The organism is Psychrobacter glaciei (assembly GCF_014652895.1).
GTDB classification, from domain to species: domain Bacteria; phylum Pseudomonadota; class Gammaproteobacteria; order Pseudomonadales; family Moraxellaceae; genus Psychrobacter; species Psychrobacter glaciei.
Map to the genome: position 1 here is coordinate 332,059 of NZ_BMZR01000003.1, position 25,713 is coordinate 357,771.

17 protein-coding genes are annotated in these 25,713 nt (G+C 43.1%); 8 read left to right on the plus strand and 9 right to left on the minus strand.

Annotation, left to right across the window (positions count from 1 at the left end; translation table 11 throughout):
• The coding region (locus tag IE130_RS09000) for an IclR family transcriptional regulator (RefSeq protein WP_227676177.1) at positions 1–545 on the minus strand (545 nt) is incomplete at its 3' end.
• Positions 546–1,136: 591 nt separating this feature from the next.
• On the opposite strand from IE130_RS09000, the gene IE130_RS09005 reads away from it, so the two are divergent.
• Positions 1,137–2,018 (plus strand): hypothetical protein, encoded by an 882-nt coding sequence (locus IE130_RS09005; RefSeq protein ID WP_189584801.1) that lies wholly within the window; start codon positions 1,137–1,139, stop codon positions 2,016–2,018.
• Between the two features lie 120 nt (positions 2,019–2,138).
• On the opposite strand, the gene IE130_RS09010 is transcribed toward IE130_RS09005, so the two are convergent.
• From IE130_RS09010 to IE130_RS09020, 3 genes are all read right to left on the minus strand, one after another.
• Positions 2,139–2,933, minus strand: a complete 795-nt coding sequence (locus IE130_RS09010) for a 4'-phosphopantetheinyl transferase family protein (RefSeq protein ID WP_189584803.1) — start codon at positions 2,931–2,933, stop codon at positions 2,139–2,141.
• Positions 2,934–3,105: 172 nt separating this feature from the next.
• The gene (pal, locus tag IE130_RS09015; protein ID WP_189584806.1) at positions 3,106–3,624 is read right to left on the minus strand and encodes a peptidoglycan-associated lipoprotein Pal; all 519 of its coding nucleotides are present in this window, start codon (positions 3,622–3,624) and stop codon (positions 3,106–3,108) included.
• 170 nt (positions 3,625–3,794) lie between these two features.
• Positions 3,795–4,424, minus strand: a complete 630-nt coding sequence (locus IE130_RS09020) for a DUF6231 family protein (protein ID WP_189584809.1) — start codon at positions 4,422–4,424, stop codon at positions 3,795–3,797.
• A gap of 504 nt (positions 4,425–4,928) precedes the next feature.
• Here IE130_RS09020 and pepN point away from each other — a divergent pair.
• The gene (pepN, locus tag IE130_RS09025) at positions 4,929–7,529 is read left to right on the plus strand and encodes an aminopeptidase N (protein WP_189585267.1); all 2,601 of its coding nucleotides are present in this window, start codon (positions 4,929–4,931) and stop codon (positions 7,527–7,529) included.
• Positions 7,530–7,703: 174 nt separating this feature from the next.
• Here the strand turns inward: pepN and IE130_RS09030 are convergent, their stop codons facing one another.
• The gene (locus IE130_RS09030; RefSeq protein ID WP_010201135.1) at positions 7,704–8,786 is read right to left on the minus strand and encodes a 3-deoxy-7-phosphoheptulonate synthase; all 1,083 of its coding nucleotides are present in this window, start codon (positions 8,784–8,786) and stop codon (positions 7,704–7,706) included.
• Between the two features lie 416 nt (positions 8,787–9,202).
• Here IE130_RS09030 and lpxB point away from each other — a divergent pair, with 416 nt between their 5' ends.
• The 3 genes from lpxB (at position 9,203) to IE130_RS09045 (ending at position 13,114) form a co-directional block, all read left to right on the plus strand.
• A complete protein-coding gene (lpxB, locus tag IE130_RS09035; protein WP_189584813.1) occupies positions 9,203–10,522 on the plus strand; it encodes a lipid-A-disaccharide synthase in 1,320 nt (439 codons plus the stop codon).
• Between the two features lie 212 nt (positions 10,523–10,734).
• On the plus strand, positions 10,735–11,601 hold the full coding sequence (gene rnhB / locus IE130_RS09040) for a ribonuclease HII (RefSeq protein WP_189584815.1): 867 nt from the start codon (positions 10,735–10,737) through the stop codon (positions 11,599–11,601).
• 334 nt (positions 11,602–11,935) lie between these two features.
• Positions 11,936–13,114 carry a CAP domain-containing protein gene (locus IE130_RS09045; RefSeq protein ID WP_189584818.1) on the plus strand — a complete coding sequence of 393 codons (1,179 nt, stop codon included), beginning with the start codon at positions 11,936–11,938 and terminating at the stop codon, positions 13,112–13,114.
• A 123-nt stretch (positions 13,115–13,237) separates the two neighbouring features.
• Here IE130_RS09045 and IE130_RS09050 read toward each other — a convergent pair whose 3' ends face one another.
• Complete coding sequence (locus IE130_RS09050; RefSeq protein WP_189584822.1) at positions 13,238–13,903, minus strand: DUF924 family protein; 666 nt, start codon at positions 13,901–13,903, stop codon at positions 13,238–13,240.
• Between the two features lie 159 nt (positions 13,904–14,062).
• Here IE130_RS09050 and IE130_RS09055 point away from each other — a divergent pair, with 159 nt between their 5' ends.
• Together IE130_RS09055 and IE130_RS09060 are read left to right on the plus strand one after the other, a co-directional pair.
• Positions 14,063–15,289 carry a carboxynorspermidine decarboxylase gene (locus IE130_RS09055; RefSeq protein WP_189584825.1) on the plus strand — a complete coding sequence of 409 codons (1,227 nt, stop codon included), beginning with the start codon at positions 14,063–14,065 and terminating at the stop codon, positions 15,287–15,289.
• A gap of 235 nt (positions 15,290–15,524) precedes the next feature.
• Entirely contained in the window at positions 15,525–16,799 is a 1,275-nt protein-coding gene (locus IE130_RS09060) for a saccharopine dehydrogenase family protein (protein ID WP_189584830.1), read from the plus strand.
• 358 nt (positions 16,800–17,157) lie between these two features.
• Here the strand turns inward: IE130_RS09060 and rpoD are convergent, their stop codons facing one another.
• Both rpoD and IE130_RS09070 read right to left on the minus strand, forming a co-directional pair.
• On the minus strand, positions 17,158–19,077 hold the full coding sequence (gene rpoD / locus IE130_RS09065) for an RNA polymerase sigma factor RpoD (protein ID WP_189584832.1): 1,920 nt from the start codon (positions 19,075–19,077) through the stop codon (positions 17,158–17,160).
• 474 nt (positions 19,078–19,551) lie between these two features.
• Positions 19,552–21,741, minus strand: a complete 2,190-nt coding sequence (locus IE130_RS09070) for a DNA primase (RefSeq protein ID WP_189584834.1) — start codon at positions 21,739–21,741, stop codon at positions 19,552–19,554.
• 423 nt (positions 21,742–22,164) lie between these two features.
• On the opposite strand from IE130_RS09070, the gene IE130_RS09075 reads away from it, so the two are divergent.
• Positions 22,165–23,793 (plus strand): alkaline phosphatase, encoded by a 1,629-nt coding sequence (locus IE130_RS09075; RefSeq protein ID WP_189584836.1) that lies wholly within the window; start codon positions 22,165–22,167, stop codon positions 23,791–23,793.
• 508 nt (positions 23,794–24,301) lie between these two features.
• Here IE130_RS09075 and IE130_RS09080 read toward each other — a convergent pair.
• Entirely contained in the window at positions 24,302–25,516 is a 1,215-nt protein-coding gene (locus tag IE130_RS09080; protein WP_189584838.1) for an outer membrane protein assembly factor BamD, read from the minus strand.
• Positions 25,517–25,713 lie beyond the last annotated feature (197 nt).

Here is a 25,713-nt window from a genome sequence, read left to right on the forward strand (position 1 = left end):
GCGATACGATCAAGCTCAGCATTCAATGCATCAATATCGGTGATAGTGTTTTTGGTGAACTTATCTAGTGGCAAACCTTGCAATATTTTATGACGGCTAGTATGAGACAACTGGCTCAAATATAGCTTACCTGTCGCTGTACACCACATGGGTGATTTTGCCCCTACAGGGAGATAAATCTGCAATGGTAAGGTCGTTTGTGCACGGTTGGTATAAATCATATCCATATGATAGGGAATACCAATCCCGCAAGTTTCTTTAATTTCGTTAACCAGCTTTTGCAGGATCATCTGCCTTTCATTAAAGAATAGACGTTGTTGCCAGAGCTCAACACTCAGATTGCGTACCCGTTTGCCAGGAATAATACCGCCACCAATATCAACGGTCAAAAAACCATCATCAACTAAGTTTTGAATTAATCTATGGATGGTCGGTTTAGGAATGTCTAGTTCCTGTGAGAGCTCAAGTGGAGAAAGCGGTTTTGAAGCATAGGACACCGCTTCTATGATTTCTAGTACACGGGTAATCGACGATACTTTAGGCATATGTATGGCTCAGTAGGAGTAAAGAAATAAAGCAGACAGCATCACAAGATTTTCATAAATAAGACAAATAGTGACATTACTGACGTTCTATAACAAATCTATCATAACAACTAATTTAGCATAATATTCGGTTGAGGCAAGCGTTAGTCTCGTTATATGAGATCATTTATATCGTTTTATTTGTTAGCGTGAATTTTTATATAAGTAATAAAAGATACGTCAACTCACAAATCACAACAAATGGTAGTAATAAGCTAACTAACTACTATTGAGTTGGTTCAGCGGCTCATTCATCATAATGACATATTTTGTAATACCATCACATGAATATTAAGCCAGCTGATATTCATGTCTGTGCTCTTGAGTTACTTTGAGAGCGTTGTGTAACAGGAACATGAAGTTTTGCGGGTTAGTGTAGTAATTATTACAATTTCTATGCAATCTTTACATAATGGCAAATAAAAAGCGCGTCAATAGGGGTGACTTTTTGAGTCAAAATTGTTTTAATCTGCTCAACAAAATGGTGGTTTAAAAAAAAGCTAAATTATCATTTTTTACGGGCGAGTTATTTCACACTTTAGGAGAGTAATTATGAAACTTATTAAATTATCTGCAATCTCTGCTGCTATTTTAGCATCAACTGCAGCTTTAGCTGCTCAACCTGTTATCGTTGTTGACAGTGCTGATGCCGTCGTATACGAAGCTGAGCCTGTAGCTGTTGCTTACCAAGCTGAGCCTGCTTATGCATACAATGCTGATGCTGGTATGGTACGTAACACGACTGGTGCAGTTGTTGGTGGTACTAAAACTTTCTTTCAAACAGCTGTTAATCCAGCCGCTGTTAGCGCTGAAGTTGGTACACTAGGTTATGGTGCTAACGTTGCTTGGGCAATGAATGACAAAACTGAATTACAAGCCGGTTGGGCAGGTGGTGATGTAGCTGACCTTTTCGGCGGTGACTTTGATGCTAACGGCGTAAACTACGACGTTGATTCTGATTTCAGCAACCCATACCTAGGCGTACAACTACGTCCTGCTGCTAACTGGTTCACTATGGGTGCTGGTATCATCGTACCTGACAACGATATCGACGTGACTGCTAATGCGGATGGTGGTATAAGCGGTTTTTATGAAGTGGATGATGTTAAATATGATGCTAATGGTGTTAGCCTTGAAGGTACACTAGAGCACCGTAACAAGTTGGCACCTTATGCTACTATCGGCTTCCGCCCTAACATTAGCAAAAACTGGGGTGTGTTCGGTGAGATCGGTGCAGCATATATGGGTAAAACTGACGCTACTATCACTAGCTTAAATCCTGATCAAGCTCTTCTTGCAGAAGATTCTAACGGTACTCCTATTGTAGGACTTACTGGTAAAGATTTAGCAGCATCAGCAGAGCAAGAACTTGAAGAAGAAAACTACCTAGAGTGGTTACCAATTGTTAAACTTGGTGCAACTTACCGTTTCTAATCTAATCACAGTCTAAGCACTGTATTTAGATTAAGCGTAAAAAAAGGCGACCTTCGGGTCGTTTTTTTTCGTCTAAAATAAAGGGAAAGTCTTATCTGTGGAGATTGTTGCAAATACTATTTAAAAAACAATAACAGTTTGCTGAGAGGGCAAAACGACAATGCGATAGCTAGCCTTATTATCGCTGATAACAGATAAAGAAGCGTTTTCATTGACGATGTTGATCAGGCTAGGTATTAAGTAGGAATAATCCACTCCTAAGCCTTGTGCCAACTTATACTGATAAACCTTGATAAAACTTTCTTTTATTTGCCATAGTAGCTTAGTGATAGCACTACGTTCACTTGTGGGTAATACTTGTAATGCAGCAGTTTCATGAGGATGGTAAAAACGCTGCGCCACATGCCATGCAACCTCATTGGTCTCTATATCGATCCCCACGGTATGGCGACGACTGATGGCTACTGCGATATGATTGCTTGGCATTCTACTGTTGTTATGCTCAGAATCTTTACCACTATCACTTCGATGACCCATATCTGTATGACTGAAACATACATAATGTTGACTCTCAATCAGTCGATAGGGGAAGCTTGATTCATTTAAGATATCAGTGATTTCTAACTTATTGAGTAAGGCTTTTAGCAGTAACCGAACGCCTTTACGCTGCCGTTGACGTTGGTTGTGAGCAACTTCTTTTACGGATAACTGGCTTTGCAAGGGGTGGTAATACCAGTTAATACGAGATATTTTATGAAAATCCGTATTTAGGACATGAGGAGCTGATAAGCGTGTCGATTTACCCCATATAGCTTTAGTGTTTACATACAGCGGTTCGCTCACTTGTGCGGTTGCACACCATGTCATCGGATCGAGCTGAGTGTACTGAATGTGAGTTAACGGTAAGGTTGGCATTGTTTATATTTAATAATCATTAATGGGTTAGCTCTTTTTAGCATAAAAAGCTTGGAAACGAGTGATTCCGTTATCTTAACGCAATAAAAACTCAAAAGCCCAGCAATATTAATATTACTGGGCTTTTATAAAGCGAATGACGCTTTATTGATTGTTATCAGTTGTACCGGTCTTAGTAAGACAATTCAGCACGACGATTCTGTGCATAGGCGTCTTCAGTATTGCCGGCAGCAGCAGGACGCTCTTCACCATAGCTGATGACACGGATATTGTTGGCAGCAATACCTTGAGCAGCAAGGTAGTTACGTGCTGATTGGGCACGACGTTCACCAAGGGCAATATTGTATTCACGGCTACCGCGCTCATCGGTATGACCAGCGATCACGACACCAGCGGCTGGGTTTGAGCTCAACAAGCCTGCGTGTTGGTTCAAGACGCTGGCCGCTTGTGAGGTGATTTCACTGCTGTCAAAGCCAAAGTAAACAACCGCTTGCAGATTCTCAGCACCAGTAATAACCGCGCTTGAATTGTCTACAATCACGGCACCGTTGTAGCCGACTTGACCACCTGGGATGCCTAATGGCGCAACCACGACTTCAGAGGTAGTACGTTTAGTCGCACAACCAGTGGTTATTGCAACGGCGCTTGAGAGTACAGCGAGGACAGCGATCTTAGAAAAACTGATTGACATGATGAGCTCCTGAAATTTTAATAAAATTTGTTGTTCTGAACTGCTAATGATAAAAATTAGGCAATTATCATCTATCATATACTAAATGTTACTTTATGTAAGTAGTATTACTGTAAACAATCTATAAATTACATAACCGGCTCTACAGTATTCAAATAACCTTTCGACTTCTACCAGCGATGCTTGCCCCAGTTTTCAGGATTGGCCCAGTAGTCAGCGTTCAACCAGTTGGGTAATTGCTTATAATCGTACAAATTAAACTGCCACAGTGTTGGCAATGAGTCAGTTGACGAAGAGGCATGAATAGCACGGCTACCAGCGTCTTTCAAAGAAGGTTCGCTTAAAATATCAAATGGCGTAAAGCCATAAGCTTTTAAGTCTAGGGTGCTATCGAGTGCAATCAGTAGGTGCGCGGCATAAAGATCACGATAGCGCATGAGCAATGGGATATATTGGGGTAGCAGCTCTGCTGATAAGTTGGGTAGCCAAAAGCAAGCGAGCTCATAACGTTCAGGGAGTTGCTGCTGGGTGAGTTCTGACAACGTTGATAACTGTGTTTTCCCTTTTTTATTATCGAGATTTTTTAGGGATGTCTGTAGTGTCAAACGTTCAGCTTTATCTTGCACAATCCATAACAGCTCGGAGCTATCATCAGAGCTATCACTAGTCTGTCTAATAGCAGTTTGCTCAGGTGTTTCTGGTGTGGCTACCTTTATTGCTAACGATGGCAATAGTACATCAATGTAATCCATCAAAAGTGGTAAGGTAATGGTTGCGCGACTAGTAGGTTGCGTTGTCATAAAATAGGCCGTTTATTAAGTATTAGTGATCAATGCCTCTATTAAATCATTTTCATTGATACTATCCAATTGATGATTGACGTTTTTGATCTTTGTTTTGGATGATAGGCGTAATAACCTGAAGGGTGGCTCTTGAAATTTGGCTGTTTAGGTCAATGTAGCTAGGGCGTGTCATCATTTAGATTGTGAGGCTTAAAATGAGGAAAATTGCAGTCAAACAAGACAGGAATTGCCGTAAATATGAATATATTGACAAGATTGTTGACGATGTTTGGCAAAATTTAGCCATTTTAAGACCACTATTAAGACCACTATTAAGACCACTAAATGTATCAATGTGCTAATTGATGATAGGCCCTAAATGTCGCTATCATTCTAACAATCATAAAAATTGTGCTAATTGATTACCCGTTACAACGTAATTTATCATGCTTTTTACCATAAATAATAATAGGAATCCCTATGTCTACTGCTGAAACTGATGCTCAAATTATCAATCCTGACATGCCAGATGTGCCGCCGCATGCACCAAGTAAAATCAACTTAAAAGATTATAAAAAACCAAGCTTTGATGTGGAAACGGTTGATTTAGATATTAAGCTGTTCGAAGATCATGCGCAGGTAGACAGCACCCTAAAGATGGTACGTCAAACAGCAGGAGATCTCGTATTATTCGGTGAGGAGTTGGATCTAATCGCCGTTACGATGAATGGTAAGCCATTAACGGTTGAAGATTATCAACAGCAAGCAGGCACGTTGACGATTGCGAATGTACCTGATGAGCTTGTTTTAGAGATTCAAGTACGCATCTGCCCGCAGACCAATACCGCCCTAGAAGGACTTTATATGGCGGGTAGTGGCGACGACACCATGTTTGTGACTCAATGTGAGCCAGAAGGCTTTCGCAAGATTACTTTTTATCCAGATCGCCCTGATGTGCTCGCGATATTCACCACCCGTCTTGAGGCGGATAAGCGCTATCCGACACTATTGGCCAATGGTAATTTGGTTGAAGCAGGTGAGGTCGCAGATGCGCCAGACCGTCATTATGCGATCTGGCACGATCCGACCAATAAACCAAGCTATCTGTTTGCCTGTGTCGTCGCTGATTTGGATGTATTGACAGATTCTTATACCACCAGCGAAGGTCGAGACATTTTGCTGGAAATATACGCCAAGTCTGCCGATATCGATAAGTGTGATGTCGGTATGCAAGCCCTAAAAGATTCAATGAAATGGGATGAGGTCAATTATGGTCGAGCTTATGATTTAGACCGCTATATGATTGTTGCCGTTAGTCAGTTTAATATGGGCGCGATGGAAAACAAGGGTCTCAATATTTTTAACACTGCTTGTGTGTTGTCTAGCCCTGAGACCACGACGGACTCGCGTAGCTTTAGTGTGAAAGCCATCATCGCGCATGAGTACTTTCATAACTGGACAGGCAATCGCATCACATGCCGCGATTGGTTCCAGCTGTGCTTGAAGGAAGGCTTTACCGTCTACCGTGATCAATCCTTTTCAGCCGATCAGCAGTCGAGTGCCGTACAGCGTATCGATGATGTCGCGACTTTGCGTGCCCATCAGTTTGCCGAGGACGCAGGGCCACTTGCACATCCTGTACGCCCTGAAAGTTTCGTGGAGATTAATAACTTTTACACGACGACCGTCTATGAAAAAGGTGCTGAAATCGTCCGTATGATTGCCAATACCTTGGGGGCTGATAACTTCCGTAAAGGCACGGATGAGTATTTCCGTCGTTACGATGGGCAAGCGGTTACCGTTGAGGACTTCTTGTCTGCGCTCAGTATTACTGATGATAAAATTGAAGACTTTATCGACTGGTATCGTCAGCCCGGTACACCAGTGGTGTCTGGTCATCAAGATTACGATAGCGCCACGCAAACGTTAACCATTACTTTAAGTCAGCAAACCCGTCATGTTAGTGGTTTTGATGCGCCTAAACCTTTACCAATTCCCGTAGCGACCGCATTATTTGACAAAGATTCTGGTGACATCGTTACCGAGCGTATGCTGCTGCTCGATCAAGCAACGCAAACCTTTGTCTTTGAAAATGTGGCTGGTGAGCCGGTCGTATCGCTGCTACGTGATTTCAGTGCGCCAGTCCAGCTTAATTATGATTATCAAGATGAAGATTTGGCATTTTTGCTTAAGCATGAAACCAATGGTTTTAACCGCTGGCAAGTGACACAAATGCTGGTAAATCGCATTTTACTACAGGGACGAGGCTCGAAAAGCAGTCCTGACGTCTATCTGCAAGCAGTCGCCAAGACATTACCTACATTGGCTACTGACGATGCAATGTTGGCAGCGCGTTTGCTCGATATCCCATCAGCGCAAGAGCTGGCATCTGCCATTCATACAGATTACGACCCAGAATTGGTTAAACAACAGCGCGAAGGCTTATATCAACAGCTGGCAGATGCTTTAAAAAATCAATGGGCAACACTTTATAAACAGCTGCCAATGCAGTCTTATGAAGATAGTGCCGAAGCTCGCGGTACTCGTGCCTTGCGCAATGTGGTATTAGACATGGCATTGACGGCTAACGTTGATGGTGCCAATGAATGGGCACAGCAGCAGTATGATAATGCCAGCTGTATGACAGAGCGTTTCGGCGCGTTAAAGGTGATGGTCAATCATCAATTGGCAGATGCGGATGCTTATTTGGCGGACTTTTATAATCGCTTCCAAAATAATGACTTGGTCATCGATTTATGGTTTAGCGTGCAAGCATCAGCTGATACGGTCACTACTGAAGCTATTCAATCGTTGCTCACTCATACTGATTTTGATTGGAATACGCCCAATCGTGTGCGCTCAGTCATCAGTGCCTTTACCTCGCAGCCGACCGTCTTATGGACGGAAGAGGGTTTAGATATCTATATCGCTGTGATTAAAAAGTTGGATGATGCCAACCCTGTCTTAGCATCGCGTTTGTTGCAAGTGCTGGCACGCTGGAATACCTTGTCTGAGCCACGTCGTCAGATGGCGCATGATAAGCTGTTAGATTTACAGCAAGCTGTGTCTTCTAAACATGTGCTTGAAAGCTTAACGAGCGTACTAGGCGCCGCAAATAAGTAGGGCGGCTAGCTTGGGAGGGTGTCCTCAATTTATCTCATTTTTAAAGTGAGGACACGCCCTAAAAAAGCACATGATTTTATAAGTTAAAGCATAAAAAAGCCCGTTTGACACTAATTATGTCAAACGGGCTTTTTGCTGATTGGCCTAATAATGATTCATTATGGCCAATCGCTATTAACGGTTAGGCAATACATCTTTTACCATATCACGTAGACTGTATAGCGCAGTGACTGTGCTATCCCAATCTAAGCAACCATCGGTGATAGATTTACCATACTCAAGCTGGCTCAAATCAGCAGTAAGCTTTTGACTGCCGCCTTTTAGGTGACTCTCAATCATCATACCGATAATGGATTTGTTACCATTTTGAATTTGCTCGGCGACGTTATTAATAACCATCGGCTGCAAGTACGGGTCTTTACCTGAGTTGGCATGACTTGAGTCGATCATAATCTTGCTATTGGTCTTGCCTTTTGCCAGCTCGTTTTCCACTTGCGCAACGGCTGTCTCATCATAGTTAGGCTTGCCATTACCACCGCGAAGTACCACGTGGGCGTAAGGGTTGCCTTTAGATTTGATGATGGAGACTTTACCATCTGATGATAACCCTAAGAAGCTATGGCCTTCTTTAACTGCTTGCATGGCGTTAACTGCGACTGTCATACCGCCGTCTGTACCGTTTTTGAAGCCAACTGGGCATGATAAGCCAGAGCTCATTTCACGATGCGTTTGGCTTTCAGTGGTACGAGCGCCAATTGCTGACCAGCTGATCAAATCTTGCATGTACTGCGGGGTATTTGGATCCAATGCTTCAGTCGCGCAAGGTAAGCCTTTTTCATTCAAATCAAGCAGTAACTTACGAGCGGTACGCAGACCCTTTTCGATATCGAAACTGTCATTCATGTCAGGGTCGTTGATCATACCCTTCCAGCCGACCGTGGTACGTGGTTTTTCAAAATACACGCGCATCACAACAAATATGCTGTCTTCGATCTCTTTTGCCAATATAGCTAAGCGATCGGCATATTCGTGGGCGGCTTTGATATCGTGGATAGAGCAGGGGCCAATGACCACAAACAGACGCTTGTCTTTACCGTCCAAAATATCTTGGATAGTGTTACGACCTTTTAAAACGGTTTTGTAGGCTTCTTCTGATAAAGGCAGCTCAGTTTTTAGCTCATCGGGAGTGATCAAGGGAATAAATTTTTCAATATTCACGTCGTCAATATCTGCATTATGGGTAGCTGTAGTTGTCATGATTATATATCGTCTAGCTGATTTATAGGAATAATCATTATGAGGACAAAAGTGCTGGTTGACAAGGGCAGTCGTGCAGTTAATTGACTGATAACTGGAATGTCCAAACCAAAACTTAGTTATACTTGTATACACTTAGCGCTATATTTGAATTTTCAAATGCACGTTTAGCCTTTCGTTTTTCCGTCTATTAGGGTCAGTTAGATTTTTGGAGGCTTAACGTTCAGCTTTTATGCGTGAATTTAGCTATTTGTATCATCGTCACGTATGATAGCAACATCAACGATAGAAAGTTAAAGCCATGCAGGCTAATAATGTGTATCGGTCATAAGGCACTATCGCTGATTTGCTACGTTATATTTTATAATAACGTTTCATTTATTTTATTTGTATATTTCTAATATTGAGAGCTTGTCATGACAGATTCTGCTACGTCTCATCACCAGACTGACCTTATTCATCAAACAGAGACGGATTCTCAGGTACCTAATATAAATGCTGCACCGCTGGTGATAGCCATCGTTGCAGGTGAGGTATCTGGTGACAGTTTGGGCGCAGATTTTATGCAGCAGATGAACAACCTACGTGATGATATCGTCTGGGTAGGTGTAGGTGGTACAAAAATGCAAGCGCAAGGATTGCAAAGTATTTTTCCGTTAGAACGTTTAGCGGTGATGGGCTTGGTGGAAGTCATGGCACAGCTGCCAGACTTACTGAAAGCGCGGCGCGAGCTATTGAGCGCATTTAAGACGGCCAATATTGACTGGTTTATCGGTATTGATGCGCCTGATTTTAATCTACGAGTCTCTAAAAAATTAAAACCAAAAGGCGTCTTCTGTGTACAGTATGTGAGCCCTTCTATTTGGGCGTGGCGCGAGTCACGTATTCATAATATTAAAGCAGCGACCGACCTTGTGCTCTGCCTATTTCCTTTTGAGCTACCAGTATATGAGCGCCATAATCATCCAGCGATATGTGTGGGTCATCCTTTATTACGTACTATTGATCAGGCATTGATAGAGACGTCCATCAATCAGAGGCGCAGTGAGTTGGTCTGGCACAACGATGGTTTGCAGCAGTTTTTTATTGAACGGTTTGATGACGTTAGCCAGCTTATTTGTGTGATGCCAGGCTCTCGGCGCGGCGAGATAACGGCTATTTTGCCTCTCATGCTGGATGGCATTCAAAAGCTCATATTGTTAGATCCAAAGCTGTGCTTTATCATTCCGACGGTCGATCAAAATCATCAATATATTGTCCAAGATGTCATTGACCAGCGCTCAGAGCAGCTGCGTGCCGCGATCGTTGTGGTCTATGATGACAGTCAACCAGCATTCAGTCAGCAGGCCATGGCTGCATCGGATATCGTGATGCTGGCGTCAGGTACGGCAACGTTAGAGGCGATGCTGCTTGAGCGTCCAATGGTGGTGGTGTATCAATTAAATCAGCTGACCTATCAGATCGCCAAGCGTCTGGTCAAAGTTCCTTATGTGGCGCTACCCAATATTCTAGCCGACACCGCCATCGTACCTGAGCTGATACAAGAGCAGGCGAGTGGCGATAATATCTGTCGTACCGTCATGCGTCTCTTGCAACCGCGTGCTTACGCAGAGCAATTGAAAGCGCTTGTCGCAACCAAACAGCTATTACAGCAGCAAAGCAATCATTACCCTGCTGATAGCGTAATTGAGCAATGGTTTGTGCAAGAAAAGACCAGCATAAGCAGTAAGGGATAATTGCTCATCATCTATCTTCACCACTCTAGTGCGTGTCTTCAATTCACTCGATAGTCATCTAAATGGGCTAAATCTTGCCAAACATTGTCAAATAGCTGGTTAATATCCCGATATTATCTGCGCTGTTTTTCTTGTTTGACGGCAATTTATCTCATTTTTATCACCATTTTTGAAATGAAGACACGCCCTAATCAATAAGACAGCAAAAAATCATGAGCATTCAGAACGAAGTCAAAGATCTTATTATTCCGATTGACAGAAAAATTCAACAGATTGATATAAAATCTCAGTACATTGATTTAGCCGAACCTATCCATTTATATGGGCAAGTCAATGTGACTAAGCTGCTCGCTGAATATGGGATAAATAAAGAGCCACACTTAAATACCCAACAGCATGTAGAACGCTCAACGCTACAAATAGGTGTGGATGAGGCAGGGCGTGGTCCACTGTTGGGTAGTGTCAATGTTGCGGCGGCAATACTGCCTATGACTTGGGCAGGACTGATTGAGGCGCAACCGTTAAAAGACACACCTTTATCTATATTGACGGATTCTAAGCAGTTGAGCGAAAAAAAACGCGATATTCTTTATCCGTTGGTGCAGCAGCATGCGATAGGTTTTGTCATCGCTGAAATACCAGCAGCAGTCATCGATCAGGTTAATATTTTACAAGCAACGATGCTCGGTATGCGCTTATGTACGGAAGTATTGTTGGAAATTATTGCCAAACATATAGCTACATCTATGATGCAATTCGAGGTTTTGTTTGATGGTAATCGCTGCCCTAATATAGACTATGTGATGCTGGCCAAGTTAGGTATAGAAACCTCTAAGATTGACTGTCAAGCATGGGTAAAAGGAGACGCACGTCATACCAGCATTGCTGCAGCCAGTATATTGGCAAAAGTTAGCCGTGATACTGCCATGTATATGCTTGATACTGAGCATCCAGAGTATGGTATTGCCAAACATAAAGGCTATCCGACCAAAGCGCATATAGAAGCGATTGAAAAATATGGTGTGTTGCCAGCGCATAGACGTAGCTTTGCACCAGTGCGAAAAGCGATAGAGAGTTGAGGTTAAATAGAAAAAATACATTTTATAAATAGCTTGTACATAATAATTTAATTTTACATGTTTAAAAAAATCCGTTCACTTATTAATAAGCGAACGGATTTTTTTAAACATGTAAAAGCATATATCTGTTGTAATACAATATATATTTAGTTATATTAAAAGCTGACTAATTCATAATTAAGGTTGCGATGCTGATTTTTATCGTAAGTCATATAGATAGTTTAAAATATTTTGGATGCTAAGGAAGGCACAGAATAATATTAATAACACATTAAGTGAGCCTGACACTGTATCCGATTTATATAAAATTCACCATTTTATAGGATACGAGATCATGGTTAATACTTCTCAAAAAAACCTTACTGCAGTCATATTTTTGACGATGTTTTTAACGGCTTGTGGCGGTGGTGGCGGGGATTCAGATAATAAGTCGAACAGTGCGACACCACCTGCTGCTATTCCAAATGAGACCGCGACTGATGAGCCTAGTGGTCAAAATGACGATATTGCAAGTGACAATGATGCAAAAGCAGCATTAATAGCAAATAACACATTTAGTTTGGCACGTACTGGTTGTGGTCTTGGTGGTTTGTCCGTTGACCCCGCGCTTGTTAATATTGCAACGCAGCACGCCAAGTATATTAAGTATGTGTTTGCCAATAGCACACCCACTGTCTTTAGTGCCCATTATGAAAACCAGATAGAAGATATCGCGAACGTTACCGGTCGTAACAACCCATTTTTTAAAGGGCTTAGCTTTACAGATCGGCTAATACAAGCAAACTACAGAAACGTTCAATATGGGGTAATGGAGAATATTGCTCAATCTGCTTATTATAGCTCTGTAGGCAATATTATTGGCTCCGATATAGTGGCAGATGCAATGGCTAAGTCGTTATTAGCAGCGCCTTATCATCTACGCTCTTTGATGTTGCCAGGCTCGAGTTTGACAGGAACGGGCATGGTTACTTATAAACCCTATCAAAAAGACAAGGCTAATAACCAAGGCTATGTGCTGGTGAACCATTCGGCAGTGATGGAGGAGAGTAAGGATAAAAAGGTTGAAGGAATATTCACTTATCCTTGTCAAGGCGTCAGTGGCACTGTGACTGCGCTGTATAACGAAACACCAAGTCCGGTCGAAGGGACGGGTCGCGATTTACGAAATGACCCTATTGGGCAACCTATCTATATCAATATGCCTTCAGCTCAAACGATTGAACTCAGTAATATCAAGTTCCATGATGTCCAGCGTAATATTGATGTGCCTACTGAATTGCTCGATTATGGTCAAGACCCTCATAAAAACACCGTCAATGAGCTACCAGCAAACGAAGCTTTTATTTTACCTATTACAGACAATTTAAAAAGCTGCAACATTGCCAGCAAAAAAAATAAAAACTGTGGTCTTCATGGCAATAGTGAATATCGTGTCAGTTTTGATGTATTAGTGGATAATTCAACCTTAGAAAATAAACAATTTACCTTTAAAACGGGTACTGTAAATTATTGATGATTTCATATTTTTGATGATTTCATTTTTTAACGATGACCATCATTACTGATTCGATTTTGCTGACTATTTTTTCATATTAAGTCGTGTTTAATACACCTTAATATGAAAAAATAAATAGCATTAAAACGAAGAGCTTGGCTGTTTTAAAAATACTTTTTCGTCACTAGTTGTTTCTCTACCTAGCGTTTTATTACGATGCGGATAACGACCGAACTGATCGATAACGTCTTTATGACGATGTTCAAAGTCTAAAGTAGTCGCGTCATTTAGTTGCTCAAACAATGTTAAATAGCGCTCATGGATAACGGCTGATTCAGAATGCATAAACGGTATAATAGTAAATCGACGCCACTCCATCGGTAACGTGTCAAAATGCAGCTGTTGAATGGCTTCTTGTGCTAGTACCACTGCCATATTGTCTTGGGCAAAAGCGCACGCTTGCCCGCGGCATAGATTTCGTGAAAACTGATCTAAGACGATAATTTCTGCCAGACGTCCTGCCAAATTAGTCATTGAGCTATTCACATCATTTTGATTTTCAGACCATCGCCAAGGCGCACATTCACCTTGTTTTGCTGCCTGCCAGATTTTGCCAAACTTATCGTGAATACGCTGATCAAAATCATCATTTTTTGCAAACCAATGCTGCTCATTATTTTTATCAAACCAAAAATCCAACACTGCACGTGCATTAGGGTCGAGATGGGTCAAATCAATATTTCTGGATTCAAGTTTGGATAAGTTGGTTTGGCTGGCAGCGCTGGAATAATCGGTTGATAGTGACATAAGATATTCTAATTATGATGGATTTAGTCTACTATAGCGCACTTAATTAGCGATGTCACAATGCTAAGAAAGCACAGTACTAAAAAACGCTCATACTACAAACAAGCATTGTTATCACAAGCTTTACTACCGCATATACAAGCCATTAGGTTGTCTCTTATGAACTCAACAAAAAATACCAAACCAGTTTCGATGCCAACTTCGATACCAACGCCTTATTATCTGCTCGATGAAGCAGCAATCGTTGCCAATATGCAGATAATTGCGCGACTTTGTGAGTTGTCTGGTGCAAAAGCGTTGTTGGCGCTCAAATGCTTTGCTACGTGGGGCGTGTTTGATGTGATGCAGCCCTACTTACATGGCACTACTTCGTCTTCGCTTAATGAAGTGCGCTTGGGCTACGAGACCTTTGGCAATAATAGCGCTGATAAGAATGATGAAGATAAAAAAGAAACCCATGCCTATAGCGTTGCCTATAGCGCAGATGAAATCGATGAAGTATTGAGCTATGCCGATAAGATTATCTTTAACTCTATCTCGCAGCTTAATGCGTTTAAAGGTCAAGCTGGTGCAAAAAATATTCCAGTTGGACTACGTTTAAACCCAAAGACTAGCAACTCATCGTTTATCATCGCTGATCCTGCGCGTCCTTTTAGCCGTCTCGGTGAGCATGATAAAGATAAGATTGCAGCAGTGCTTGCTGACATCACTGGAGTCATGATTCATAACAATTGTGAAAATGACAGTTTTGAGGCCTTTAGTGACAGTTTGGCGGATATCGAAGACAGGTTTGGTGACGTTTTAGCACAGCTTGAGTGGGTCAGTTTGGGCGGTGGCATTCACTTTATCGCGCCTGATTATCCATTAGAAAAACTCGCCACGCGATTGAAAGATTTCAGTGAAAAATACGATGTACAAGTCTATCTAGAACCAGGTGAGGCGAGCATTCATGGCGCTGGATCATTGGTCACGACGGTCTTAGATACGATGCACAACGGAAAAAACCTAGCCGTTGTTGACGCTTCTATCGAAGCGCATATGCTGGATTTGTTGATTTACCGTGAGTCAGCACCCATTGCGGCTATTAATGAAGAGTTGATTGATATTGTACCTGCCGATATGGCTAAAACAGTGGACATTTCAGACAACACTATTATTTATGGTCGTTCTTGCTTGGCAGGTGATATCTTTGGCGAGTATGCCTTACCTAATCATTTACAGGTAGGCGATAAGATTGCCTTTGGTAATGCGGCAGGCTATACCATGGTGAAGAAAAACTGGTTCAATGGCGTCAATATGCCAGCGATTGTTATTCGTCGTTTGGATGGCAGTATTGATGTGCAGCGTGAGTTTGATTATCAAGATTATAAGGCGAGTTTGTCTTAGTATTCGCCGTTCGATGATGCTTGAGCACAACCAGATTGTATCTTAACCATTAATTATTGCCGAAAAGCCTGCAAAAATTGTTATAATCGCCACGGGCAAAACCAGCTATTTTTGCCCGACGGGTGCGTGGGTTTTCCTCGGTCTTCCTTTTTAATTCACGCATATCATTCACTCGTTTCTGTTTTGACTGGCCATTTCTTAGGCGATGACAGGGACACAAAGGAGGATTGTTGCATTGAATACCAACCAACAAGCTAAGCCCAACAAAAAAGATGTACTCATCATCGGAGCAGGCGGTGTCGCTCAAGTAGTCGCGCATAAATGTGCGATGCATAATGATGTGCTCGGCGAGATTCATATCGCCTCTCGTACTCAAGATAAGTGTGATGCTATTGCGCAAAGTGTCAAAGACAAAGGTAGTTTTAAACAAGCAGCTATTTTGCACACGCATCAAGTTGATGCCATGGACAGCCCAGCACTTATACAGTTGATACAAAATACTGGTGTGCAAATCGTTATCAATGTCGGCTCGTCATTTATCAATATGACGGTGCTAGAAGCTTGTATTGAGACAGGTGTTGCTTATATTGATACCGCTATTCATGAAGACCCACGCAAGATTTGCGAGACACCGCCATGGTATAACAACTATGAATGGCAGCGTAAACAGCGCTGTGCGGACAACAATGTCACGGCGATTTTGGGTGCAGGCTTTGATCCCGGCATGGTCAACGCTTACGCGCGTCTTGGCTATGACATGATGGATAAAGGCTCGGTGACTGATATTGACATTATTGATATCAATGCTGGCAGCCATGGTAAGTATTTCGCCACCAATTTCGACCCTGAGATTAATTTCCGCGAATTTACCGGCACGGTCTATTCTTGGCAGGACAGTAAGTGGCAATCTAATAAAATGTTTGAAGTAAAGCGTACTGATGATCTGCCCGTCGTTGGTGTGCAAAATAGCTATTTAAGTGGTCATGATGAAGTGCACTCGTTGTCTGCTAACTTGGATGTGCCCAACATCCGCTTTTGGATGGGCTTTGGTGAGCACTATATTAATGTGTTTACGGTATTACAAAGTTTAGGTCTACTCTCTGAGCAGCCAGTAATGACCGCTGAAGGACAAGAAGTCATTCCGTTGAAAGTAGTCAAAGCAGTGCTACCAGATCCAAGCTCGCTTGCGCCAAATTATACGGGCAAGACTTGCATCGGTGACAAAGTCAAAGGCACTATTAATGGCGTCCATACTGAGGTGTTTATTTATAATATCTCAGATCATGAAGACGCTTATAATGAAGTTGGTAGCCAAGGTATTTCTTATACTGCAGGTGTGCCACCCGTTGCTGCCGCTATGTTGATCGCGACTGGCGAATGGGACGCTGGCAAGATGGTTAATATCGAAGAGCTAGATGCTAAGCCGTTTATCAACCTACTCAATAAGATTGGTTTGCCAACACGTATCAAAGATAGCGAAGGCGATAGAGCACTAGCGTTCGACATTTAATACGTTATCTGCATTCAAAAAAAGCCCGTTTAATTTCTCAGTCAGAGAGTTAGACGGGCTTTTTTGTGTGGTCTGTGTCGTTTAAATAGAGATGTGTCTAAAATTGATATCAGCAATATGTGATGTATCGATATGACTTTTTACTGACTATATTTAATGAACGTCTCATGATTGGGAAGATTATCATTATTAGTACGGTGATTTGCCTATTTGATGTGTTAACTGATAGCCACGCTTGATAATCGTTATCACGGGGTATCTAACAGGCACAAAAAAGCTGAGATATACTCGGCTTTTTTAATGCTTTCTTGATAGATATTTAAGACCTATTGTCTAAGCTCAATACTTTCTTGAGAATTTAGTCATTTTCAAGGAAAGAGCGCAAGTGCTCAGAGCGTGAAGGATGACGCAATTTACGTAGTGCTTTTGCCTCGATCTGACGAATACGCTCACGCGTCACATCAAACTGCTTACCAACTTCTTCCAGCGTATGATCCGTTGGCATATCGATACCAAAACGCATTTTTAGCACACGTGCTTCACGTTCAGTCAAGTTACCCAATACGTCACGGGTAGCTTCACGTAGACCAGCAGACGTCGCATCATCGACAGGACTTGAGATAGTACCATCTTCGATGAAATCACCTAGATGCGAGTCTTCATCGTCACCGATTGGCGTCTCCATAGAGATAGGCTCTTTAGCGATTTTTAGTACTTTACGGACTTTGACTTCGTCCATCTCTAAGCGTTCGCCTAATTCCTCAGGCGTCGGCTCGCGTCCCATTTCTTGTAGTAGCTGACGTGAGACACGGTTGATTTTGTTAATGGTCTCAATCATATGCACAGGGATACGGATGGTACGTGCCTGATCTGCGATAGAGCGGGTAATCGCCTGACGAATCCACCAAGTGGCGTAGGTCGAGAACTTATAACCACGACGGTATTCAAATTTATCGACCGCTTTCATCAGACCAATATTACCTTCTTGGATAAGATCCAAGAACTGTAGACCACGGTTGGTATATTTTTTGGCAATAGAAATAACCAGACGTAGGTTGGCTTCGACCATTTCTTTCTTAGCGCGGCGAGCTTTTGCTTCACCAACAGCCATACGGCGTGCCACATCTTTCATGTCGTGGATTTTCATGTCGAGCTGCTGCTCGTAATCCCGAATTTTACGCTGTAATAAAATCACGTCATCGGTGACTTTTTCTAGAGTGCCAGCAAACGCAGGCTTACCTTTAATACGCTCAATGAGCCAATCAACGTTGGTTTCGTTACTAGGGAAGGTCTTGCGGAACTCGTCACGCGGCATACGACCACGGCGAATGACCAAACGCATGATTTGACGTTCTTGTTTACGCACATCGTCATACACGTCATGCATAATAGCCATGACTTGATCTGACAAGCGGTTGTTTAGCTTTAGCATCATAAAGCGCTCAGCAAGTAGAGCATACGCTGTGTCAGCCTGTACGCTACCACGGCCATAATCGAGCAAGGCTTGCTTGGCTTTGATAAATAGATTTTCGATCTCTTCTAGACGTAGGCGTACTTCTTCTGGATCGATGCCGCCAGTTTCTTCTTCCTCTTCCTCAGTGTCATCAATATCATCAGAGTCGTCGTCATCGAGATCGTCTTTAGCATTGGCTTTTGGCTTGACTGGTGGTGGGTTTTCTTTTTCTTCTTTGATGCGTTCTCTTTCTTCTTTTGCCGCCTCTTTGGCTTCTTGTGCGGCTATTTTGTCTTCTTCGGTTTCAGGATCCAAAAAGCCAGTAATAACATCAGAGAGCTTTTTGTCACCATCTTGTACTTTTTGATATTCATCAAGGACGAATTGTACTGTACCAGGCCAATAAGACATGGCATGCTGCACGTCACGAATACCTTCTTCGATACGCTTGGCAATAACAATCTCGCCCTCACGGGTTAGCAAATCGACCGTGCCCATTTCACGCATATACATACGCACAGGGTCGGTGGTACGACCTGGATCGGTTTCAACTGCGGCTAATACGGCGGCGGCTTCGTCTGCTGCCGACTCATCATCACTCGAATCATCGTTCATCAAGATGTCATCGGCATCAGGTGCAGATTCAAAGATTTTAATACCAACGTCGGTCAGCATTTGCACAATATCTTCGATCTGATCGCTTTCGGTAATAGAGTCGGGCAGTTGGTCATTCACCTCAGCATAGGTTAAATAACCTTGCTCTTTACCCATTTGGATTAAGGTGGCCAGTTGAGATGTGGACTTAGAAACTGACTTATCGTTCATAAATACTCGCTTACTTGCATCGGACATTTTTATATTGTGACGCGCTATCGCTGGCTGGGTGCGTTGATCTTATCAATCGATTGATCAAAATGTGGCGTAGAGGTTGTCAATAATATCAAAAATGAGTGGATATGAATAAAGGCTCAAAACACTACAATAACAGGGCTAAAAAACCACTAAAAAACTGTTAAAAATATATCAAAAATAATAATTGCTAAAAATAATACTTAAAATTCGTGCTTAACGATGCATGCTTATCATTATTTCGTAAGCCATGCCATAAATAGTTAGCGACACAGTTTAACACAGACCAGTGTAATCAAGCACGAGGTAGTGAATGCTCTCTACCATTTTTTACTATCTGCTTAACGATAAAGAAACGGTCTGAGCGACTGACCATAATCATTATTAGTGGGGTCAATCATCATACTTTTAAAGGGCTGGCATTTTATAAAACATAAATAACACCAAATATTAAGACTGAACCGTGACCATCTGCGCTGATTGTTCGGCTTGCTGTGCACGTAGCCAATCATTTAATAACTGTGACTGCTTACGAACTATCGCTAGCTTAATGTGGTCAGGATTTTTAATCAGCTCTTGCATCTTTTTTTGCAAATGTAGCTTAAGCAATTGCATGACTAAATTTTCGACCAATTCATCAAGGCTTAAAATATTTCTTGCCGTTAACGTTTTATAGAACCCACCCCAACTACGGCTGAGTGTCTCTTGAGTCATCGGCTGTACGTTAGACAATATAAAGTGCGCTGCTGCGTTAGCATCTGTTGGTAGATGCTTTAGGCAACGCTTGATCGTACTGACAATATCCAACAGGTCGGTATCTTGCAGGTCTTCCCAAGCAAGTGGACGCAGGGTATCGCTCGCAGCTTTCTGTTTGATATGCGCAGGCAGCTGTAAGTCACTGATACCTGCTTGTTGCCAAATCGATTCAATAGGGTCTTCGAGTAAGGCGCGCGGTTGGAATAAAAAGCACAGCTGCAACTGCTGGCTGATGGTCATGTCACCATCAAAATCTAGCAGGGCGTCTTTCGCTTCGATGTTTTGACTGCGTTTGCCACCAAGCTTTTGATAAATGTCATTATTCAGCAGGTAACGAAAGCTACTGCCTTTGGGAAGCGCCATGGTTAGTGAGCGTACCTGTGACATCAGCTTGGCTTTGCCTTCTACCAAGGTCAAATCGTAGCGTTCGCTTAAGTAGGCAAAAATATACTGTGACAGCGGCATGGCATTTTTGATTTGCTCCCGCATGGCGTCACCGCCCTGACTCTTGATAAAGGTGTCAGGGTCATGATTATTCGGTAAGGTCAAAAACCGCAGCTCTTTATCATCAGCCAGTACAGGCAGAGCAACTTCTAGCGTGCGCCAAGCGGCTTTTTGTCCAGCACTATCACCATCAAAACTCAGTGTGAGGGTTGGGTTGAGGGTCAATAGCCGTGATATTTGGCTCTCATTAATCGCTGTACCCATAGAAGCAATTGCGCCATAGATACCGGCTTGGTAAAGGGCAATCACATCCATATAACCTTCGACCACTAACCAGCTGTCTGCGCGCTGCTGGCGAGATTCATAATAGCCATACAGTACGTGCTGCTTATGAAAAACGGGCGAGTCGGAGGAGTTAATGTATTTAGGCTTCACTTCATCATCGAGCGCGCGACCACCAAAGCCAATGGTGCGGCCTTGATTGTCTCGAATTGGAAAAATCACCCGATCACGTAGTAGATCATAATCGCGTCCGGACTCCGATTGGCGAACCAGACCTAGAGCTTTGAGTCCTTCAATGTCCTGCGGAAACTGATGCTCAAGATGCTGCCAACCAAATGGCGCATAGCCTAGACCGAAAGTCTCAAAGATGTCTTCCGTGATACCACGCGATAAAAAGTAATGTTTGGCATGAGGGTGGGTCGTCAGACTGTGCTGATAAAAATGCTGAATTTGCTCTAACAGATCGTATAGGTTTCCGTCTTTATCAGAGACACTATTATCACTAGGTAAGCCTGCACCAACATTGGTATCGGTCAACCATGCAGGTGGAGCACTATTATCAGCTGTGTCTTGATAATCGGTGGGATAAGAATCCGTCGGGTAAGGCGCTGAATCGTAAGCGTCTAACGATGGATAACCGTCGTAGCTGTCTTCATAGCTATTGTCATAACTGGTGTCATGGCTATTGCTGTCATTATAAGTAGGCTGATCTGCATAATTTTTCTGCTGATAATCAGGCGCTATGCTTGATGGTAATTGCTCATCGGCAGTTGGCTGAAATTTAACGGTTTCAGCCGGCGCACGCGTGGTAGGTTTTATAGCAGGTTGTTTTTTTGTGCGCTGATAACTGACGTTTTGCTGTTCTTCTTTTGGGACTTCAATACCGGTTTGTTTTGACAGTTCATTGACCGCTTCAATAAAAGTGAGGTTCTCATAATCACGTAAAAAACTGATGGCATTGCCGCCGACACTACAGCCAAAGCAGTGGTAAATGTTTTTTTGTGGATTGACATAAAAAGAAGGCGATTTTTCACCATGAAAAGGGCAGCAGCCCTTAAACTCACTTCCAGCACGTTTAAGCGTCGTGTGACGCCCAATAATACTGATTAAGTCAGCTTGGCTATTTAATTGTTCGAGAATGTGGTTTGGAATGCTCATAAGGACGCATATTTTACCACAAGGTCTACATACAATTCATAAATGGGGACTACCGATACCTAAAATAGTTTCAGACTAGGTGAGAAACCGCTTAATTTGTCATGAAATTCGGTGCAAGATTGTAACAGAATTGTGTTAGTGTGTTCGTTTGAACTCTCTCTCACTGCAATGAGCATCCATTTTATAGGGAAGTTATTAAGAGAGCGGTATGAGTTCAATGAGCCATGGAGTGCGCGTACTTCATGAAGATTTGCGTAAAAAACCCTGTCTGCTAATTCTGCTGTAGGTAAAAAACAGTGAAATAATCGGCGCCGTTGGTGACCGAGATCTACCCCATGATAGATAAACATCTGGACGACAGCTAAGGCAGCAGTAGCCGCACCCAAATAGCCATAAAAACACAAACCGCAATGGGATTTGATTATGAACGTCCGTAAAGCCACAGCAGCAGGGTTGGTCACAACCTACCTCATGCTGACAGCGTGTACAACAATGCAGTCCGCGCCGCAAGCAGTACAATCCACGCCGGAAAAAGCCAAAAATGTCATTATGATCATTGGTGACGGTATGGGGCCACAACAAGTTGGTCTACTATTGGCGTATGCCAAGCAAGCGCCAAATTCGGTAATCACCGACGGCACGACAGCCTTTGACCGAATCGCCGCCAACGGCCGTATGGGTATTTCCATGACCCACGCCAACAACAACCTAGTGGTCGATTCTGCCGCTTCCGCCACACAACTGGCAACCGGTCAGCTAGCTGGCGCTGAGATGGTTGGCACAAATAAAGACGGTAATAGCGCAGAAAGCATACTGGAAAAGGCCAAAAAACTAGGAAAATCTACCGGGCTGGTGTCCGATACCCGTATTACTCATGCAACCCCAGCAGGCTTTGCCGCGCACCAGAGTCACCGCAGTCTGGAAAATGAAATTGCGGTTGATCTGCTGAACAATAACGTAGATGTCATGTTGTCCGGCGGTCTGCGTTACTGGATTCCTGAATCCGCTAATGACGAGCAATCAGCTGTCCGCCAAGAATTGGAAGTGCTATCAGAAGGTAGCGTCGTTATTAAATCTAAGCGTAAAGACAACCGAAACTTGATCGCCGAAGCACAGCAGAAGAACTATGACCTAGCATTCAATCGCTCACAGATGGAAAAGGCCGACGGCAAGATACTCGGCCTGTTTGCTTACTCAGCGTTGCCAAACGGTATTACCGAGCACCAAACTAAGAATGACCCCGCACGCACTATACCAACGCTGAAAGAAATGTCAGAAAAAGCGATTAATTCGTTGTCCAAAAACGATAAAGGCTTTTTTCTGATGATCGAAGCTGGGCAAATCGATTGGGCAGGGCATTACAACGACACTGGCACTATGCTGCACGAAATGCTGCGGTTGAACGAAACACTTAATCACGTATTGGATTGGGCGGAAGGCCGTGACGATACTCTTGTTGTGGTGACTGCCGATCACGAAACAGGTGGCTTTGGCTTCAGCTATTCTGCTAACGATCTACCCCATGGACGTGACCTACCGGGCAACGTGTTCAAAGAGCAACAGTTTCAACCACTCTTCAACTTCGGCGACGTAGCGACCCTCGATAAACTATACGAGCAGAAGTCCTCCTACGGCGATATCTTCTATAGCCAGTTCGATGCATTAGAAGCAGACCAGCAAACACCTGCTAGCTTAGCCCGTATTGTAAACGCTGAAACTGGTTTCGATATCACCGAAGCTCAGGCCAAGCGAGTGCTCGCAACCGAAGACAATCCTTTTTATACCGAAGGCCATCCTTATCTGAGCACCAAAACTGTCCCAAAAATGAACGCTAACGGCGCCTTTTTCGCTTACCAAACTGACGACAATCGCCAGAATCTGCTGGCTCGCGAAGTGGCAGAACAGCAAAATGTAGTTTGGGCCACCGGCACTCACACCAATACACCGGTACTAGTATTCACCCAAGGCCCAGGAGAAACTACCTTACCCTTTGGTAAGGTGCTGCATCACACAGAAGTAGGTCAACACGCTATTGAAGCACTAGAAAACTAATGTATTAATAACCGCCTGAAGACCTTTTGAATACCTTACCGGCCCTCGATACTTATCGGGGGCCGGTCTACTTTTGGTATCTTTCTTATCTTCTGAGAACTAAGGATATAGACTCGCTGCGCTTCATGTTGCGCATGTCCTCGATTCCTATAATATTATGCCACTACAGTATGGTTGACTTTAAGAAATAAAAAAGTCACGCGATTACATGATGAGGGTTGGAAACGTTGGGCATAAAATGAGGGGACAGGTGAAGAGTTTCTGGGCTGAGCTTATAAGTGTCGTTATCGGTGCAATGAGATGCGATCATCATGCGAGTGGAAATGCTGTGATTAATATTTTTAACCCATTTAGGTGCTTTCGTTCAGATTGAGGAAACACCCTAGTATGAACTAAATAAGGCCAACATGAGCGTTGGCCTTATTTAGTTCATACTGTTTCTTAATATGTTAAAAAGAAAAAATGCTATCTTAATTAACGTAGATAAGCCATCTTAACTCTAGAGCATTTATTCATCATCCATATCAGTACTATCGACATTTGGATTTGATGGCGTGATACCAACACCTTGGTCAGATAGCGTTGTACGGCGTGTAGGGTTGATATTTTGTGGATCTACATTCGCTTCTCTAGCGGTAGAGCCAGTGCTCGATTGGCTAGTCACGCGCTCAGTTGACGCCTCAGGCAGACCCAATCCTACATTGATGCCATTACCACGTGTAGGAGAAGTATTGGCTCTCGGTGCGTTGGCAGACGTAGTGTTTTCGCTAGGCAGTCTCAATTGACTAGCATTACGAATAACTTGAGTTTTGGTTGCGCCAGTATAATTGCCTTCAGAGACCGAGCTGTCTTTAATACCTGAACGGCCAAGCTTACCAAAGGTTAGCTTGTTAAACCAAGTGCGGTCACGTTTGGTGTTGAGCTTAACGCGTCCATCACTGGTCAGCCAATTCGGATAGTTGATCTGTAATAGAGTTTTGTATTCTTTTGCTAAGTCCGTTAGCCCCAGTTTTTCATGGCTATAGGCCAAAATGGCGATGGCTTCGGGTACAGATTCACTCAGTGGATAGTATTGAAACACCCATTTGGCACGGTTGACAGCAGCGACATAAGCCTCACGCTCAATATACCAACTAGCGGCACTCAGCTCACTTTCGGCAAACTGGTTGTAAATAAAGGTCATACGCTGCGCAGCATCTGGCGTATAAGGACTATTTGGGTATTTATTAATGAGCTCTTGGAAGTTGGCAAAAGCGATACGCAGATAGGCAGTATCACGTTCAGCTTGGTTCAGTTTAAACAGTTTAAGGCCTTCAGACGAGCCTTGCATATTGGCGACACCGCGCACGTAATAGGCGTAACTGACTTGAGGGTTAGAAGGGTAGAGACCGATAAACTGATCGGCACTAGCCGCTGCCAATTCGAACTTACCGCTTTCATACTGGGCATACATCATATCGAGCAGGGCTTGCTCAGCATATTGTCCGGTAGGATAAAAGGTACGCAGATTGGTCAAGTCTTCAATCGCTTGAATATAACGAGATTTATCAATCTGAGCGATGGCATCGTTATAGTAGCCTTGCTCTGACTTTTCCGCAGTTTCGACTGCATCGACGTCTTTGTTGGTCAGGTTCTTAAAAGTTTGACAACCCACCAAGTTAACGCTTATTGCAAGCAGGGTGATTGAGGATAGTTTGATAAACGTATTGCCAACAGCGTGCATACTTCTTCTCCGACACAAGGCGCATAATAGCAGCGACGCTATCATACTATATATTATAAGGTTAATAATAAAAACGATGCTTATCGCACCAGTTAACTGTCTATTATTGAGCGTGCTAGTGGTTAAGACGACTCGTAATTGACATGATTTTTATCAAAGGCAGTTTTTGCTATGACCTATTAAGAGGGACGTTTTTA